Origin of the sequence: Huijunlia imazamoxiresistens, assembly GCF_037132455.1 — a bacterium.
Taxonomy (GTDB): Bacteria; Bacteroidota; Bacteroidia; order Chitinophagales; family Chitinophagaceae; genus Flavisolibacter; species Flavisolibacter imazamoxiresistens.
Genome location: NZ_JBBBEI010000015.1, coordinates 143,563 through 161,215, shown reverse-complemented (window position 1 = coordinate 161,215; position 17,653 = coordinate 143,563). Strand labels below are relative to the sequence as shown.

Annotated in this window: 9 protein-coding genes; 6 read left to right on the top strand and 3 right to left on the bottom strand. The window is 58.6% G+C overall.

Features of this window, described 5'->3' with window-relative positions; translation table 11 throughout:
• The first annotated feature begins 827 nt into the window (after positions 1-827).
• The 3 genes from V9K67_RS17990 to V9K67_RS17980 all read left to right on the top strand — a co-directional run bounded on the left by V9K67_RS17990 (position 828) and on the right by V9K67_RS17980 (position 7,425).
• A complete protein-coding gene (locus tag V9K67_RS17990; protein ID WP_336724812.1) occupies positions 828-4,079 on the top strand; it encodes a SusC/RagA family TonB-linked outer membrane protein in 3,252 nt (1,083 codons plus the stop codon).
• Positions 4,080-4,091: 12 nt separating this feature from the next.
• On the top strand, positions 4,092-5,906 hold the full coding sequence (locus V9K67_RS17985; protein ID WP_336724810.1) for a RagB/SusD family nutrient uptake outer membrane protein: 1,815 nt from the start codon (positions 4,092-4,094) through the stop codon (positions 5,904-5,906).
• An 82-nt stretch (positions 5,907-5,988) separates the two neighbouring features.
• Entirely contained in the window at positions 5,989-7,425 is a 1,437-nt protein-coding gene (locus V9K67_RS17980) for a glycoside hydrolase family 28 protein (protein WP_336724809.1), read from the top strand.
• A 167-nt stretch (positions 7,426-7,592) separates the two neighbouring features.
• On the opposite strand, the gene V9K67_RS17975 is transcribed toward V9K67_RS17980, so the two are convergent.
• Together V9K67_RS17975 and V9K67_RS17970 are read right to left on the bottom strand one after the other, a co-directional pair.
• The gene (locus V9K67_RS17975) at positions 7,593-8,348 is read right to left on the bottom strand and encodes an SDR family oxidoreductase (protein ID WP_336724807.1); all 756 of its coding nucleotides are present in this window, start codon (positions 8,346-8,348) and stop codon (positions 7,593-7,595) included.
• A 172-nt stretch (positions 8,349-8,520) separates the two neighbouring features.
• Positions 8,521-10,638, bottom strand: a complete 2,118-nt coding sequence (locus V9K67_RS17970; protein WP_336724805.1) for a sigma-54-dependent Fis family transcriptional regulator — start codon at positions 10,636-10,638, stop codon at positions 8,521-8,523.
• Between the two features lie 86 nt (positions 10,639-10,724).
• On the opposite strand from V9K67_RS17970, the gene V9K67_RS17965 reads away from it, so the two are divergent.
• A complete protein-coding gene (locus V9K67_RS17965) occupies positions 10,725-11,603 on the top strand; it encodes a helix-turn-helix domain-containing protein (protein ID WP_336724804.1) in 879 nt (292 codons plus the stop codon).
• Between the two features lie 17 nt (positions 11,604-11,620).
• The gene (locus tag V9K67_RS17960) at positions 11,621-12,646 is read left to right on the top strand and encodes a DMT family transporter (protein ID WP_336724801.1); all 1,026 of its coding nucleotides are present in this window, start codon (positions 11,621-11,623) and stop codon (positions 12,644-12,646) included.
• A 6-nt stretch (positions 12,647-12,652) separates the two neighbouring features.
• Here the strand turns inward: V9K67_RS17960 and V9K67_RS17955 are convergent, their stop codons facing one another.
• Positions 12,653-13,837, bottom strand: a complete 1,185-nt coding sequence (locus V9K67_RS17955) for a response regulator (protein WP_336724799.1) — start codon at positions 13,835-13,837, stop codon at positions 12,653-12,655.
• A 179-nt stretch (positions 13,838-14,016) separates the two neighbouring features.
• Here V9K67_RS17955 and V9K67_RS17950 point away from each other — a divergent pair, with 179 nt between their 5' ends.
• Positions 14,017-17,535, top strand: a complete 3,519-nt coding sequence (locus tag V9K67_RS17950) for a two-component regulator propeller domain-containing protein (protein ID WP_336724798.1) — start codon at positions 14,017-14,019, stop codon at positions 17,533-17,535.
• The last annotated feature ends 118 nt before the right edge of the window (positions 17,536-17,653 follow it).

Here is a 17,653-nt window from a genome sequence, read left to right as displayed (position 1 = left end):
TTTGTTGAAGCCCTGCGGGCTTCTGGTCCCGGAAACTGCTGAGCTTAACCTCATCAGAGATGTGTCCTAACGGTAGCCCACATAGGGAGGGGAATCGTAGCTTCGCGGGAGAAGGGTTTGTAAGTAAGAAGCAAAAGAGGGCTTGCAAAAACACCTTCGTTTCTTAATATTCTTTATTTATTCGCTACTCCCGTGGAGCTACGGGACTTCACCCCTCCATCTGGAGCTATCGTCAGGACACATCTCTGATGAGGTTAAGCGCAGTAGTTTCCGGGACCGGAAGCCCGGAGGGCTTCACTGTGAATAGCCCCGGGTGCAACCCGGGGAAGCGGTGCCTATTAAGGGCACAACCCCGCAGGGGTTGATTGTGGGACCTACAACCAACAGACGGTGCTGGATCAGAACGGTTTTTCGAAGGGTCCTGCCGAGTTAAAAACTGCTGTAAATCGAACAAGACACATTCAACCCCTTCAGGGTTGTGTCGCTACTGGCGCCCTTTCCCCGGGTTGACACCCGGGGCTATTCACAGTGAAGCCCTTCAGGCTTCCTTGTACCGTCCTCAGCAAAAGATGTGTCCTAACGGTAGCTCCAGATGGAGAGGGGGCGCCACGTCTCGCCTGGGGCGAGAGGCAGGGGAGAGGTTTTACGCCTGGATTCCCTGGTGATTTCTAATCGATTCTTTTCCAGCATCTTAAGTCATTCTTTCTGCCCTAAGTGTCAATTTTTGTCCCCGAAAGGTCAGTTTTTGGCCCCCCTTCCGGGGACGCCGCGGTTAGTTTTAGGCCACGATTTCTTGGTACCTATTCACTCACCATTCATTGCTCCATATGACAAAAATCCCTGACCTGCAGGCGAGGGTCACCCTGCCCCCGCCCCGCATTTTGCCCAACCTGTTTCCCAAAAAATCCACCTTGCGGGCACTGGTGCTGGCCTGCCTGCTGTCGCACCTGAGCGTGGCCGGCTTCAGCCAGGATAAAGCCCCCAAAACCGTCACCGGCATCGTTACCGACGAAAAAGGCCAACCCCTCCAGGGCGTGAACGTGCTGGTGAAAAACGGCGCCGCCGGCGCCACCACCGACGCCCAGGGACGCTACACCCTCCCGCTGGGCAAGCCCGGCGCCACCCTGGTCTTTTCCTATGTCGGCTTTACCTCCCAGGAAGTGGCGGCCAAAGGCGAAAGCTCCCTCGATGTCACCCTGGCGGAAGTGGTCAATAAACTCAACGAAGTGGTCGTGGTCGGCTACGGCACCATGCGCAAGCGCGACGTGACCGGGACGATCTCCTCCGTCAAGGGCAAGGACCTGGAAAAAGTGCCGGTGGCCTCCGCCGCCGAAGCCCTCACCGGCCGTGTGGCCGGCGTGCAGGTGACCACCCAGGACGGTTCGCCGGGCGCCGATATCGAAATCAAGATCCGGGGCGGCATGTCCATCACCCAGGACAACGCCCCCCTTTATATTATCGACGGCTTTGCCTCCGAAGTGGGCCTGCGCGGCCTGACCGCCTCGGATATCGAATCCATCGAAGTGCTCAAGGACGCCTCCACCACCTCCATCTACGGGGCCCGCGGCGCCAACGGCGTGATCCTGATCACCACCCGCAGCGGCAAGCGGGGACGCACCGTCATTTCCTACGACGCCTATGCCGGCTATCGCGAGCTGATCAAAAAGGTGGATGTTTTAAATACCGAGGACTACCTGAAGCTGCAGTACGAAATGGCGCTGCGCTCCGGCGGCAATACCCTCACCAGCTTTACCACCAACTATGGCGAATTCAAGGATTTCCAGTCGCGTTACGGCGGTCGCGGGCTCGACTGGCAGGACGTGATGTTCGGGGCGAAGGCGCTGAACCATAACCACAGCCTGACCGTTTCCGGCGGGAGCGGCAACAATACCTACATGCTGAGCTACAGCCGCAACGACGAGAAGGGTATCCTGATGAATACCGATAACAAGCGCAACAACCTGCGCTTCAAGTTCGACCAGAAGCTGACCAAGCGCCTGGACCTGCTGCTGAACGCCCAGTTTTTCGACAACCGCCGCAACGGCGACATTGCTTCGGGCAGCACTCTGCAAAACTCGCTGCTCTACCGGCCGGTAGCCGGCGTGGCGTATTCCGAGCAGGAGCTCCAGGACGCCATGGACGATCCCATCTCCAACTCGCTGCGCAACCCCAAGGTCACCCAGACCTCCCAGCTGCGCTACAGCGTGGAGCGGAACCTGGCGGGCAACCTCACCCTGAACTACAAGATCACCCCCGACCTGGTGCTCAAGGTGCTGGGCAGCGGCACCCTGCGCAACAACCGCTTCGACAGCTTTGACGACCAGAACAGCTCGGCCTCCGTTTCCCGGGGCGGTCCCTTCGGCAGCCAGCGCTTTTACGAATCCTTCCGCTGGCAGAACACCAACACCCTTTCCTACCAGAAGCAGTTCCACGACCACCATATCAACGCCATGGTGGGCAACGAGCGGATCTTTTCCGAAGGCCGGGCGCTGACGGCCGCCAGCCGGCAGTTCCCCGTGGACAATTTTGGCATCTACGACCTGTCGCTGGGCAACCTGCCGCAAAAGCCGGAAAGCCTCTACGAACAGGACGGCCTGGTGTCCTACTTCGCCCGCCTGTTCTACGGCTTCAAGGATAAATACCTCGTCACCGCCACCCTGCGCACCGACGGCTCCTCCAAGTTCGCGAAGGAAAACCGCTTCGGCTATTTCCCCTCCGTGTCCGCAGCCTGGCGCCTCGACCAGGAACAATTTCTGCAGGGCAATGCCATTATCTCCGACCTGAAATTGCGCGCCAGCTACGGCCAGGCGGGCAACAACCGGATCGGCAACAACCGCTATTCGTCGCTCTACCAGACCGGCTGGTACACCAACGGCGCCACCGAAGTGCAAACCCTGTACGCGGACGTACTGGCCAATCCCAACCTGAAATGGGAAACGACCATGTCCTCCAACATCGGCCTGGACTTCGGCATCCTGAAGAACCGGATCTCGGGCTCGGCGGAATTTTACCGCAACTCCACCAAGGACCTGCTGCTGACGGCCAGCATTCCCTCGACCACCGGCTTTACCACCCAAACGCGGAACGTGGGCTCCACCCAGAACAAAGGGTTTGAGCTGACCCTCAGCTCTACTAATATCAACGGCAAGGACTTCCGCTGGACCACCGATTTCAATATTTCCTTCAACCGCAACAAGGTGCTGTCCCTCGCCACCGGCAGCGCGGACGATGTGATGATCTTCAAGTCGGGCGTGGGCAGCTATATCGAAGACTACAAGGTGCAGGTAGGCCAGCCCGTTGGACTGATGTACGGCTACGTGTACGACGGCTTTTACGGCGTGGACGACTTCGATGCCGTATACAACGCCACCACCGGCCGCTACACCTACAGCCTGAAGCCGGGCGTACCTTCGCTTTCCTCCCTTACCCGCGCCACCTTCCAGCCCGGAAGTACCCGCTTCAAGGACGTGAACGGCGACAAGGAGATCACCCCCGACGACCGCACCCTGATCGGCAATGCGGCGCCGAAGCACCTTGGCGGCATCAACAACACGTTCACGTACAAAAATTTCGACCTGGGTATTTTCATGAACTGGGTCTACGGCAACGACGTATTGAATTATACCAAGGCAAGGCTGCTGGCCACCTACCAGCCGAACCAGAACCAGCACGCCAGCCTGACCAACCGCTTCACCTACCTCGATGCCTCGGGAAATTTCGTATCCGAACCCGAAGCGCTGAAGGCCCTGAATACCGGCGCCACCAGGCATGCCGCCGCTACCGCCGGGCCGGAAAGCAACATGACGCTGACGTCTTCGGAATTCGTGGAGGACGGTTCCTTCCTGCGGATCAACAACCTGACCCTGGGCTATGCCCTCAACCCGTCCCTGGTCAAAAAGATCGGCCTGACGCGGCTTCATGTGTATGCCACCGCCTATAACCTGCACACGTTCACCAGGTATACCGGCTTCGACCCGGAAGTGAACCGGCAGCCCAACGGCGGCCTGACCCCCGGCATCGACTGGGCGGCCTATCCCAAAACCAGGAGCTTTGTATTCGGTCTTAACGTAAACTTTTAATCCAAACAAGCAATGAAGCAACGCATTATAAAAGGAAGAACGTCGTCCACCCTCGTAGGTATGGCCGCCGTGGTGGCCCTGCTGGCCGCCTCCTGCAAAAAGCTGGACATGCCTTCCAAATCGGCCTATGAATCGGACGTGATCTTTGACTCGCCGGTAAGGGTCACAATGGCGGTGCAGGGCATCTATCCCATTTTCAAGGGCACGGCCATGGCCACCTATTTTACCCCCGACAACGACGAATCCACTTCCAGCAACACCTCCGGGGAGCGCTACGGATTGTCCAAGTATGATTTCGGTCCCGCCAACAACCAGATGAAGCCGGTCTTCGACCAGCGCTACACCGGCGTGAACCGGGCCAACGAATGCATTGAAGGCCTGGAAAAGGCCGGCGTGCTGACCAGCGGAACGGCGGCGGACCAGAAAACCTACAACGCCCTGTACGGCGAGGCGCTGGCCCTGCGGGCCTGGGCGTATTTCGACCTGGTGCGCTTCTGGGGCGACGTGCCCTTCCCGCTGACGCCCGCCAAGGCCGGCGAGAACTTTTTCCTGCCCCGCGTCAGCCGCGATACCATCTACGACCGCATCCTGGCCGACCTTAAAGTGGCCGAAGAACGAGTGCCCTGGGCCTCGGAAGTGGGCTACCGGGAACGGATCACCAAGGGAGCGGTCAAAGGCCTCATCGCCCGCATCGCCCTGCATGCCGCCGGCTACTCCCTGCGCTGGGACCTGCAAACCAGGAGTGGGGCCGCCATGCGCCAGCGCTCCGACGCGGCCCGGATCACGCAGCTGTACGAGCTGGCCAAAAAGGCCTGCGAGGACGTGATGCTGGTGGAAGGCACGCAGCATGCCCTGGCGCCCGATTTTGTAAGCGTGTTTAAGGACAGCCACAACAAGCGGGTGAACAAGGAAAACATTTTTGAGTTGGGCAACTACGGCCTGAGCGCCAACGACGGTGTGGGCTATTACATCGGCATCTCGGTGGGCACCGTGGCCGGCACCTACCTGCAGGCCGCTCCCCAGGTGCGGGCCCTGCCGACCTATTACTATTCCTTTGATGCCGCCGATACCCGCCGCGACGTGACCGTCGGCAACTTTTCGGTGGAAGCCGCTACCGCCAACTTCAATATCGTAGGGATCAACAACCTGACCTGCGGTAAATGGCGAAAGACCTGGCAGGAAAAGCAGGGATCGGAAAACGCCAAGACCGACATCAACTGGATCGTGCTGCGCTATTCGGATATTTTGCTGATGTACGCCGAAGCCGCCAATGAACTGGGAGGCGTCCCTTCGGCCGAAGCCAAAGAAGCGCTGAAGAAAGTGCGGCGCCGGGCCTTTCCCACTGCCGTCCACCAGGAGAAGGTGGAGGAGTATGTAAACGCCCTGGCCTCGAAGGAAGCTTTTCGCGAAGCCCTCATCAAAGAGCGCGCTTTTGAGCTGGGATTTGAAGCCAACCTCCGCCGAACCGACCTGGTCCGCTGGAACCGGCTGGCCGGCGCCATTGCCGATACCCGCGCAAAACTGGCGGTGCTGGCCACGGGCGTCGATCCCTATACCGGCAGGAGCATTCCCCGCTACCGCGTCTACCAGAAGAAATCCTGGGTGGGCAGCGAGCCCGTAGCCGTGCCCTTTACCGAGTCGGCCACCAATACCGGCCTTGCCAGCGGTTATGCCGCCGTGGATTTCATGAATGCGGCCAATGTGAACGCGCTATTGAATAACTTTGCCAAGGCGTTCCAGGCAAACAAGACAGAGCTGATGCCCCTGCACCAGTCCGTTATCGATGCCAACCCCACGTTGAAAAATGCCCAACACCCGGGATATTAATTTTTTGACTATCCGGCTGTTTTGCCCCGGCAAAACAGCCGGATCATTTTCATATTAAAAAATAGCTACCCGTCCATCGATCATGAATTTTAGAAAAAGTACCCTGTTGCCCCTGGCCTCCACGGCCATGGCCCTCCTGTTTTTTGTGGGCGCCGCCCTTGGCCAGGCCACCGTATGGCAATCTTCCGCCGAGCCGCTGCAGGAAATGGCCCAATTGCGCAAGCTGATAAAAGCCCCCCGCTTCCAGAAGAAAGATTTTTTGGTCACCCGCTACGGCGCCGTCAGCGACGGCAAAACGAAAAGTTCCGACGCCTTTAAAAAAGCCATCGAAGCCTGCCACCGCAGCGGCGGCGGAAGGGTAGTGGTGCCCGCCGGCACCTGGGTGACCGGGGCCATTTACCTCAAAAGCAACGTGGAGCTGCACCTGGCGGAAGGCGCCACCATCCTGTTCAGCCGCGACCCGAAGGATTACCCCATCGTCTTCACCCGCTGGGAAGGCATGGAGTGCATGAACTATTCGTCCATGATCTATGCCTACGGCGAAGAGAACATCGCGGTGACCGGCAAGGGCCTCCTCGACGGCAACGCCGACAACGACCACTGGTGGAACTGGAACGGCAGCAAGAAGTACGGCTGGAAAGAAGGCCTGGGCAAGCAAACCCCTGCCCGCAACGCCCTGCACGAGCTGATGCACCGCGAGGTGGACCCGCGCAAGCGCGTCTTCGGCGACGGCCACTACCTGCGCCCCAACCTGGTGCAGCCCTACAACTGCAAGAACGTGCGCATCGCCGGTGTGCGGATGGTGAACTCGCCCATGTGGTTCATCAACCCGGTGCTCTGCGAGAACGTGATCGTGGAGGATGTGCGCATCGTTTCGCACGGTCCCAACAACGACGGTTGCGACCCCGAATCCTGCAAAAATGTATTGATCAAAAACTGCTATTTCGATACCGGCGATGACTGCATCGCCATCAAGTCGGGCCGCGACGAGGACGGCAGAAGGATTGGCCGGCCGGCGGAGAACCATATTATCGAAGGTTGCGAAATGAAGGACGGCCATGGCGGCGTGGTCATCGGCAGCGAGATCGCCGGCGGCGCCCGCAACATTTACGCGGTCAACTGCAAAATGGACAGTCCCAACCTCGAACGCATCCTGCGGTTAAAGACTTCCTCTTCCCGCGGCGGCATCATCGAGAACGTTTTCATGAAGGATGTGCAGGCAGGGGCGTACCGCGACGCGGCCATTACCTGCAACATGTTCTATGAAGCCCCCGGCAACTTTATCCCCACCATCCGCAACGTGTGGGTGGAAAACCTGGATGTGTCGCAGGGTGGCAAGTATGCCCTGCATGTGCGTGCCTACAAGGAATCGCCCGTGCAATACCTGCGCCTGGTGAACTGCAATATCCGCGGTGTAAAAGAGCCCCTGCAGGTGGACCAAGTGCGCAACCTGGAATTCCGCAACCTGAAGATCAACGGACAGGCCATGGCCGTGCCCGACTCGTTGATCCGGCAGTAATAAGCGGCCAAAGGATTTCGTCTCGCCTTGGGCGAGATTGACTTCAGAAAATGTTTTACACAATAGAAAGCCCCCGAAAGCCGGGGGCATTTTATTTCGCTTTTAGGTCATTTCTTTAGAGAAAAGAACCCTTCAATAGTCATGGGAATCCGAAATCCGAAAATTTTCTAGGCTTTCTGCAGATGGCTGTCCAGCCATTTTTCCAGGCTTATAGCGCCCAGCTGGGCTTTGCCGGCGGGCACCAGGGCTGCCTCCGGAACTTCGCCGCCATAGTATTCCGGTTTGCCCGTGGAGATCACCTGCCGAGGGTCCTGGGTTTTTTGCAGGTAGCGGCCTACCAGCTCATAGATCGTGGAGCGTTCGGGACCGGCAATTTCGATGGTGCCGCTGACCGGCGCCGCCAGCACCGCCTGGGTGACGAAGCGGGCGACTTCTTCCGCCGCAATCGGCTGGAATTGGACCGTAGACAGGTGCACCTCGTTGCACCTGGTGGCTTCCTGGGCAATGCCTTTCAGGAATTCGAGGAACTGCGTGCTGCGGATAATGGTGAACGGTACACCCGATTGACGGATCAGCTCCTCCTGGGCCACTTTGGCGCGCATGTAGCCGATGTTCGGCATGAGGTCAACGCCCACGATGGACAGCGCCAGGTGGTGTTTGACGCCGGCTTTTACTTCCGCGGCCAGCAGGTTGCGGCCGGAGGTCTGGAAGAACTCCAGCACCGCCTTGTCTTCAAAGGAAGGCGAGTTGGCCAGGTCTACTACCACGTCGGTGTTGGTGAGGGCCTCTGCCAGGCCTTCTCCCGTAAGGGTGTTGATGCCGGTGGCCGGGGAGGCGGCAACGGCCTCGTGCCCCAGCTGACGAAGATTGGCCACGACCTTGGACCCGATGAGGCCTGTGCCTCCGATAACGACGATTTTCATAATCAAATGATTTAAAGTTTAAGTTGCCCTACAAGGCGAAAGGGATGCCGGCTGTTCAAGTGGTTGATTGTCAATAGGGGTCGGCTTTTGGCTGCCTGGATTTTTCACTTTATTTCGTGAAAGCACGGACGGCTTTACGAAATACAGGGAGGGCAGGGGCGGATCCCGGGCACTACCGGGCGGTGAAATAGTCCGCCTTGGTGATGCCGAGCTTTTTCATTTTGGAATGCAGGGTGTTGCCGGGGAGGTCCAGGATTTCCGCGGCCCCGCCGGCGCCGGAGATCTTGCCGCCGCACCGCTGGAGCACTTCGATGATATAGCCCCGTTCCACCTCCTTCAGGGAGCGGTGCAAAGGGAGCGCCGGGGGCCCCTGGTCCGGGCTGCTGCGGGGCAGGTACACCTCCTGCAGCAGGCCGTCGGCAGCCAGCAGCACGCTGCGCTCCACCAGGTGCTCCAGCTCCCGCACATTGCCGGGCCAGGCATAGCTGCGCAGTTGTTGCAGCACTTTTGGAGCGATCTTCCGGATGGGGCGGCCGGTTTGCTTGCTGTATTTGCCCACGAAAAAATGCAGCAGCGGCTCGAGATCCTCCGGCCGCTCCCGCAGGGGCGGCAGCGTAAGGGGAAAGACGTTCAGCCGGAAATACAGGTCGGCCCGGAAGCGGCCCGCCCTTACTTCTTCTTCTAGGTGGCGGTTGGTGGCGGCGATAAGCCGCACGTCGACCTTGATCGGCCCTTTGCCGCCCAGCCGTTCCAGTTCGCGCTCCTGCAGCACCCTTAATAATTTGGATTGCAATTCCAGCGGCAGCTCGCCGATCTCGTCCAGGAACAGGGTGCTGCCGTGGGCCAGCTCGAACTTGCCGATGCGCCGTTCGATAGCGCCGGTGAAGGCGCCCCGTTCATGGCCGAACAATTCACTTTCGATGAGGTGGGCCGGCAGGGCGGCGCAGTTGACCTTTACCATCAGCTGGTCCTTGCGCGGCGACGCCTGGTGGAGGGCCCGGGCGATCAGTTCCTTGCCGGTGCCCGTTTCGCCCAGGATCAATACGGTGGTAGGCGAGTTCGCTACCAGGGACACCAGGCGGTAGACCTCCTGCATGGCCGGCCCGCTGCCGATGATCTCCGAAAAATTATAGAGGTCGCTGATCTGCTCTTTCAAATAACTATTCTCGGATTCCAGTTGCTTTTTGTAGGCCAGCAGCTGTTCATTGGCCCGGATGTTGGCGATGGCCACGGAGATCTGGGCGCAGATGCCCTTCAGCATCAGTTGGCTCAGGCGGTCGGCCAGCAGCCAGATGGTGCCGATATTTTGGTTGCCGGCCCGCAGCGGCAGGCTGTACATGTTCCGGAACCCGGTGGTTTGCCACAGCCGGGCAAAGGCATTGCCGCTCCTGGCTTCTTCCGCTACCGAAAACAGGAGGCCGTCCCGGCTGGCCAGCACCTGGGCCGTATAATGTTCTTCGACGGTGATGGGCTCGGCGACCAGGGCCTCGAACTGCGCCGGGGATTTTTCAAACAAGGTGCGGTCATACAGGAAGGGCGCCAGGTGGATCCCGTCGGCTTCGATCAGCTGGACCATGGCGAGCTTTGTGTGCAGGGTTTGGTCCAGCACCCGGGAGATTGCCGTTTGCAGCTCCGCTTTGGTGCGTACCCGGGCAATGTCGCTGCTGAAGTCGAGCAGGAAGGATTTTTCCTTTTCTTTTTCCAGGATCGCTTCGTTTTTGAGGATGTTGACCACCGCACTGGACAGTTGCGGGGCGATGCCGTTCATGATGCTGCGGAATTCGGGGGTGAAGCTGCCGACTTTGTCGGAATAAAGGTGGATAAAGCCGATCGGCTTTTCGGCGTTCGAGAGTTTGGTCATCAGGAGCTCCCGGATCCCTCCTTCATAATTCACCCGCAGGTAGGCCGGACTTTGGGGTTGATCCTTGACATCTTCCAGGATAAAGGAGAGGGGTTCCTGCGCTGCCAGGGCCCTTTGGATAAAAGGTTCGCTCAGGGGAAAACGGGACCGGAACAGCTGCCGGTACCCCGGGTGCAGCCGGATGGGCGAACGGTCGATGTCGTACAGCAGGGCGCTGTAGGTGCTATCGGTATAGTCGATCAGGGTCACGAGGGCATGGGTGAAATAGTAAAGGTTTTTGAGCCGGTTGGAGAACAGGGTGATCAGGTCGCTTTTTTCCCGCACCCGGGTCAGGTCATTGCCCAGGTCGAGCAACACCCTTCGTTCCCGTTCGAGGCTGGCTGGGGAAGGAACAGGCAAATGGGATTCCGGTGGCTTTGCCGTTTTCATAAGGGCAATTTATGCAAAATACAGGAGGGCGGCGCGGACCGTTTTTTTGGAGTAACTATGCCTGTTCAAACAATAGAAGAATAAGGATGCGGAACCGGAAGCAAGGCGCCTCCAAAAATACAACCCGTCTACCCGTACAGGAACTGCTGGAGGGAGAGTACCTGAGGGTGACCCGACTGCACAAGGACCTGGACCGCCTGTCCGTGGTGCCGCACCGCCATGACCATTACGAGCTGTTGCTGGTGACCAAAGGGGAGGGGAAGCATTCGGTCAATTTCCGCCCCTTCGATATGAAGCCGGACCGCCTGTATTTTTTACATCCCGGCCAGGTGCACCTGGTTGAACCCTTTGACCGCGACGGCTGGCTGGTGTTGTTTGGCGAAGAACTCTTTAAACGGTTTTTGGATCTCCATAAAAATGAGGACGAGTACGGCCTGCTCGACTCGTACACGCCTTATCCGTACGTAGACCTGGATCAATCGCTGAAAGCGGTGTTTGCCTGGGTGATGGGGCAACTGCGCACGGAGCTGTCGGCCCCGAAAACGGACGCGGACATCCTGTTGCACTATGTTTCCTTGTTGTTGCTGCATGCCAACCGGGCGCATATCGTCCAGCATCCCAAGGAGCCGGCCAGCCTGGTGAACCGGCAGCTGTTCCTGAGGCTGAAGCAGCTGATTGAACAACATTACCGGCAGCAGCACCTTGCCGCTTTTTATGCCGAAGCCCTGAAGGCGGATATCAAAAAGTTGAACAGCATCTGCCGGGAAGCCACGGGGCTCACTGTTTTCGGGCTGTTGCAGGCACGCCTGCTGACCGAAAGCAAGATCCTGCTGCAGACCTCCGCCGGTTCCGCAAAAGAAATCAGCTACCAGTTGGGCTTCAATGACCCCGCGTTCTTTGGGCGGTTTTTTAAAAAGCATACAGGCTATACGCCGGCGGAGTTCCGGGGCCTGCGCTCCATATAAACCAGAAATTACCCGAAATGTACCAGAATGGCGGCGGGGCGGCGGTCTACCTTTGCTGCATGACAGAACAGGGAAAAGCCCTTAAAGCAATCGGGTGGGGAGTAGGCGCCTCCCTATTTTTATCTTCCACGTTTATCATCAACAGCCTGATCGCCGGCTCGGGCGGCTACTGGGCCTGGACGGCGGCCTTGCGCAGTTTGTTTTTGATCCCCATCCTTGGGTTGGTCGTTGCTTTTACGAAACAGCTGAAGCCCTTGCTGGCCGCCCTCCGGCAGCATCCGGGGGTGTTCATCAAATGGGGCACCATCGGCTTCGGCTTCCTGTATACGTTGCTGGCGGTGGCGTCGTTGTTGTCGCCCGGCTGGATGGTGGCGGCCACCTTCCAGGTCAATATCCTGGCGGGCATGCTGCTGGCGCCCTTTATTTATCCCGACCACCGCAAAGCCGTTCCCCGCAAGGCACTGCTGTTGTCGCTGATTATTATTGCGGGTGTGTTTGTCATGCAGCTGGAGAAGCTGGACCAGCTGGATTCCGGGGCAACCGTGCTTCTGAGCTTTTTGCTGGTGCTGCTGGGCGCCATCGTATGGCCCCTGGGCAACCGCAAGCTGCTGGTGGACCTGGAGCAGAAGGGCGTGCAGCTGAATGCGCTGCAGCGGGTGCTGGGCATGAGCATCGGCTGCCTGCCGTTATTGATCGTTTTATGCGGGCTGGGGTTTGTGCAGTCGGGGCTTCCTTCGATGGCGCAATGCCAGGCCTCTTTATGGTCGGCCCTGTTTTCAGGTTTCCTGGGTGGCGTGGGTTTTTACCAGGCCACACAGATGGTCAACCGCAACCCGGTGGCGTTGTCCACCATCGAAGCCACCCAGGTGTTTGAGATATTATTCACGCTCCTCGGCGAGATGATCCTGAAGGGGACGCCTTTCCCGGGCGTTTACGGCCAGCTGGGCCTCCTCATCGTGCTGGTGGGCATGCTGCTGCATTTCCGCAACACCTGGAACCACAGTAAAACCATTTCCCTGCCCCTGCTGGCCCGGGCGGCGTAGAAAAAATTATTTGCGCTTCCTTAAATCCTCCAGGAATTGGGAAGGGGTTTGGCCGAATTCCTTTTTAAAGGCTTTGGTGAAGTAGGAGGGAGTTTGAATGCCCACGCGGAAGATGACGTCCGCCAGGGAAACGTTCTCGTGGGTCATGATCTCGCGGGCCTTTTTCAGCCGGTACGACCGCACGAACTCCACGATCGACTGCCCCGTCAGGCTCTTGATCTTCTGGTACAGCCCCGTGCGGCTCAGGCGCAGCTCGCGGCAGACCAGGTCCACCTCGAAATCGGTATTGGTCAGGTTCTCGTCGATGATGGCAAGGAAACGGGAAAAGAACTCCTGCTCCTTTACCGAGTCCACCATCGCCAGCGCTTCGGAATAATGCTTTTTGCTGAAATGGTCGCGGATCTTCTGCCGCTGCAAAAAGATGTTCTCGATGGTGGCGTGCAGCAGTTCGGCGCTGGTGGGTTTGGCCAGGTACACGTCTGCACCGGACTGGGTGCCTTCCAGCCGCGAGGCGACGGCATCTTTGGCGGTTAAGATGATGAAGGGGATATGATTCGTGTTCCCGTCGCTTTTGATGGCTTTGCACAACTCGATGCCGTCCATGCGCGGCATCATCAGGTCGCTCACGATCAGGTCGGGATTTTCCGTTGCCGCTATTTTCAGGCCTTCCACTCCGTCGGGAGCTTCCCGGATCTCATAAAAAGGCGACAGGGCCAGGCGGTAAAACACCCGGAGGTCTTCGTTGTCCTCCACGAACAGGATCTTTTTTTTGCCAGCCGGCGCCGTTTCTCCCACCTCGGGAAGGGCGTCGGGCTGAAACGTCAGGTCGAGGTTCTGGGCTTCTTCTTTTGGCAGGAGCGTTTTTTCTGCCTCCGGGCTGTCGCTTTGGGTGAACAGAATTTCGTTGATGACATAAGCGGATTCCCCGTCCTCAGTCTTTCTGCCCGGATGTTCCACCACCCGGAGCACGTCATCGATATGGGCGGTCACCAGCGAAATGAGGTGGGTCAGGTCTTCGCGGGCGGCTTCCGCCTGCAGCAGTCGCAAGTATTCTTTCAGCTGTGTGGTTTGCTTTTTCAGCCGCAGGAAGGCTTCCTCCAGCAATCGGGCTTCCTCCGCCTCTTTAGGATGGGGCGGACCGGGGGGCGCCGGCGCTTCATTCGTTTGTTTCTTTTTAAACCACGACAACATAAAAGACGGTTGAAGAAATAATGTTTTTGGGAGCATTCAAAGGTAATCCGGTTGGGGGCAAAAGCAGGCCGGAACCGGAAAAGTTTGATAAATTGCACCGGCCCGGCATTAACCGGTTCGACTTTTAGGAAACTCCTTCTTCCGTTGAAGAAACCCTTAACGATAGCAATCGCCTGTTCATGCGCATAAAAAATTCTGTGGATCCCCGGGGCCTGTTTTTGCTGTTCTTCCTGCTGATCGCCTTGGCCGCCTGCTCCCAGCTCCAATACTCCCTCCGCTATTATTCGTCCAGTGACGGCCTGTCCGACGACCGGATGCTGAGCGCCCTCAAGGACCGGGAAGGCTTTATGTGGTTCGGCACCTGGGTGGGCCTTTGCCGGTTTGACGGCTATAACTTCAAAACCTACAAGGCTTCTCCCGGCGACAACTCCAGCCTGAAAAACAACCGGATCAACGGCGTGCTGGAGGACGGCGACGGGTTTTTGTGGGTACTCGCCGACGACGGGCAGGTGTACCGGTTCGATAAGCGGAAGGAAACATTTACGGACCTGGCGGATGTGAGTGCCGGAAACGACCTGGCAGACATGCAGGTTTCCAGCTTCGTGAGCCTCAACAAAAGGGAGCTTTGGTTCCGGGGTGCCCGGTCGGTGTTCCTGGTTGCGCTGCGCCCGGGCGGAGGCGTGCACGTCCGTAAGTTTTCGCCCGGCGCCGGCACGCCTTCCGCTCCGCCGGTCGACTTATTTACGCTGACCGATTCCACCCACGGCTGGATGGCCAGCACGGCCGGGCTGGTGCTGCTGGAAAAAAAGAAGGGCGCTTTTGTGCCCTTCCCCGTTCCGGGAACGGAAGGCCTTCATATTGCCCATGCCCATGCCACCGGGGAAACGGTTTGTTTTGGAACCAGGGAGGGCTTCCTGCTGGTGTATGACCGCAAGTCGGGACAGGTCCGCAAACATAGGATCAGCGAAAAGGGGCTGGGGGCGGTTTGCGTCTCCAAAATCTCCGATGCCCTCTACTGCACCACCGCCGCCGGCGAGCTGGTGCGGGTGTCCTTCCCGAATGGTTCCCTGAAAAAGGAGGTCCTGGTAAAAGGGCGGCTCCTGTTTTCGGTGTTCGAGGACAGCAAGGGGCTGCTGTGGATGGCGCCGGAGTTTTACGGCATCTACAAATATGACCCGTTCCGGGGCGCCGGAAAGTTCTTTTCTGCCGGCTATGTCCGCAAAGACGCAGGGGAGGGGCGGGACGCCCAGGTGCTGGAGGACCGCGACGGCACCGTATGGATCAAAATGAAAGGCAAAGGGTTTGGCTGCTACAACCGCGAGCGGGATGACCTGCAGCTTTCCTACGAGGATTTCCAGGGCGTCCATCCCTTCCAGCCTACCTTCACGATGCTGTATTACGATCGGAGTAACGGCATCCTTTGGATGACGTCGTTCCTCGGCGGGATTCATAAGCTGGTGGTAGGCCGCAGCCCGTTCCGGCAGCATTCCCTGCGCAAGGAGAACATGATGCGGGAAGAGATTTCGGTCCGGGGCCTGCTGGAAGACCGCCAGGGCAGGTTGTGGCTCGGCACCCGGTACTGGCAGCTGAATATCTTAAAGGACGGCAAGGAACTTCCCCACCTGCTCGACGGGGCCTATCCCGAAAAAGTGTATGCGATCTTGGAGGACCGGCAGGGGACTGTCTGGATGGGCACCAAGGGCAACGGCCTGTACCGGGCCATTCCCCTGGATGCGGCAAAGACCCGCTACCGGTTGCAACGGTTCCAACAGGAGGAGGGCAACCCGCATGCGCTTCCCAGCAACATCATCTACACCCTGCTGGAAGACCGGCAGGGGCGGATCTGGGCGGGGTCGTTTGAAAAAGGTCTTATCCTGGTGGAACCTGCCGGTGACGGCATCCGCTGTAAAACCGTCGACAATTATTTTCATACCTACCCGAAAGGAGCTTATGCACGGGTGCGGCACCTGGCCCAGGACCCGGAGGGCAACCTGTGGATCGGTACCACGGGCGGCCTGTTGCTCTTTCATACGGACCAGGCCGGCGGAGGCGCCCGTAAATTTACCATCTACCGCAAGGAAGCGCACAACCGGTCCAGCCTCGGGGATAATGACGTCCAGTTTATCTACCGCGATAAAAAGGACCGGATGTGGGTACTCACTTCCTCCGGGGGACTCCACCGGGCCGTGGGAAAGGCCCCGCTGCAGGCGCTGGAATTTATCAATTACTCCACGAAGAACGGCCTGCGCAACGACGGCCTGGTCAGCTGTACCGAGGACGAGCAGGGCAACCTGTGGATGGGCACCCAAAACGGTATCTCCCGGTTTTCCCCCCGGCGGGAAACCTTCCGCAACTTTGACCGGTACGACGGCTTGTCGCAGATCACCCCCATGGAAGCCTCCGTAACCAAAACCGCCCGGGGCGAGATCCTTTTCGGCATGACCACCGGCTATATTTCCTTCCGGCCCGGGCTGGTGGAAACCGAAAAGATCCAGGGCGCCCTTGCCCTGACCGACCTGCAGGTGAACCACCAGGACTTCGTGCCGGGGAGCGGCAATGCGCCCCAAACCAACATCAATTACGTGGATAAGCTGGTGCTGGATCACCACCAGAATAATATCAGCTTTATCTATACGGTGCTGGATTACCGCTTCGAGGATAAGATCCGCTACCAGTTTCGTTTGGTGGGCTATGATACGGGCTGGCAGGACAACCGCCGCCTGCGCCGGGTCACCTATACCAACCTGGACCCGGGGAAGTATACCTTCGAGGTGCGGGGCGTAGACCCGGATTACTACAACAATATCCCGGTAAAACGGCTCAGCATCGTCATTAACCCGCCCTTCTGGAAAACGGGCTGGGCCTATGCGCTGTATGTCCTGTTGCTGCTGGCGCTGCTGCTGGTCATCCGGCGCGTGGTAACCACGGTGCTGCGGCTGCGGCAGGGAATTGCCGTCGAGCGGAAGGTGGCCGAACTGAAGCTCCACTTCTTTACCCAGGTCTCCCACGAGATCCGGACCCCGCTCAGCCTGGTGATCAACCCGCTGGAAGAAACCCTGAAAACCGAAACCCTTTCCGCCCGGGGATCGGAGTACCTGCACCTGGTGCTGCGCAATGCCCGCCGGATGCTGCGCTTCTTCAACCAGTTGCTGGACCTGCGCAAGGTGCAGAGCGGCATGGCCGAACTGAAGCTGCAGCCGGTGGAGCTGGTGCAGTTCCTGAAAAAGGAAGCGGAATATTTTATCGAAGCCGCCCGGCAAAAACAGATCTCCCTGAAATTCTTATCCCAGCTGGCCGAGGTGTTTGTCCCGGCCGACCCCGACAAGCTGGATATCGTTTTCTATAACGTCCTGTCCAACGCCCTGAAGTTTGCACCGGAAAACAGTTCCATCACCCTGGCGGTTGAAAAGTCGAAGGCCGGTCCGGAAGTACAGATCCGGATCATCGACGAAGGGCCGGGCGTAGCGGAAGACCAGCTGGCGGACATTTTTACCCTTTATTACGAAGGAAACCCGGCGCCCGGCCGGCCCGTGAAGGGCACGGGCATCGGCCTGGCGCTGGCCAAAGAACTGGTGCAACTGCACGGGGGAGCCATCTCGGCCCAAAATGCCCGGCCCTGCGGGTTGATCGTTACCATCACCCTGCCCCTGGACCGCGGAAACCTTTTGCCCGCCGGCGACCGGGGTGCCCTCAAATGAAGGGCTAGCAATTTGCCGGGGAAGATTATGTAAGGTTGGTCGTTCTTTTTGTAAAGTATTTTTTACATATTGTAATGTTTGCTTTACATTTAGAGTATTGATCACCTTAAAACGAATA

Excerpts from the sequence above, each read along its gene's own strand:
- V9K67_RS17990 (WP_336724812.1), top strand. The coding sequence starts at position 828 with ATGACAAAAATCCCTGACCTGCAGGCGAGGGTCACCCTGCCCCCGCCC.
- V9K67_RS17985 (WP_336724810.1), top strand. The coding sequence starts at position 4,092 with ATGAAGCAACGCATTATAAAAGGAAGAACGTCGTCCACCCTCGTAGGT.
- V9K67_RS17980 (WP_336724809.1), top strand. The coding sequence starts at position 5,989 with ATGAATTTTAGAAAAAGTACCCTGTTGCCCCTGGCCTCCACGGCCATG.
- V9K67_RS17975 (WP_336724807.1), bottom strand. The coding sequence starts at position 8,348 with ATGAAAATCGTCGTTATCGGAGGCACAGGCCTCATCGGGTCCAAGGTC.
- V9K67_RS17970 (WP_336724805.1), bottom strand. The coding sequence starts at position 10,638 with ATGAAAACGGCAAAGCCACCGGAATCCCATTTGCCTGTTCCTTCCCCA.
- V9K67_RS17965 (WP_336724804.1), top strand. The coding sequence starts at position 10,725 with ATGCGGAACCGGAAGCAAGGCGCCTCCAAAAATACAACCCGTCTACCC.
- V9K67_RS17960 (WP_336724801.1), top strand. The coding sequence starts at position 11,621 with ATGTACCAGAATGGCGGCGGGGCGGCGGTCTACCTTTGCTGCATGACA.
- V9K67_RS17955 (WP_336724799.1), bottom strand. The coding sequence starts at position 13,837 with ATGTTGTCGTGGTTTAAAAAGAAACAAACGAATGAAGCGCCGGCGCCC.
- V9K67_RS17950 (WP_336724798.1), top strand. The coding sequence starts at position 14,017 with ATGCGCATAAAAAATTCTGTGGATCCCCGGGGCCTGTTTTTGCTGTTC.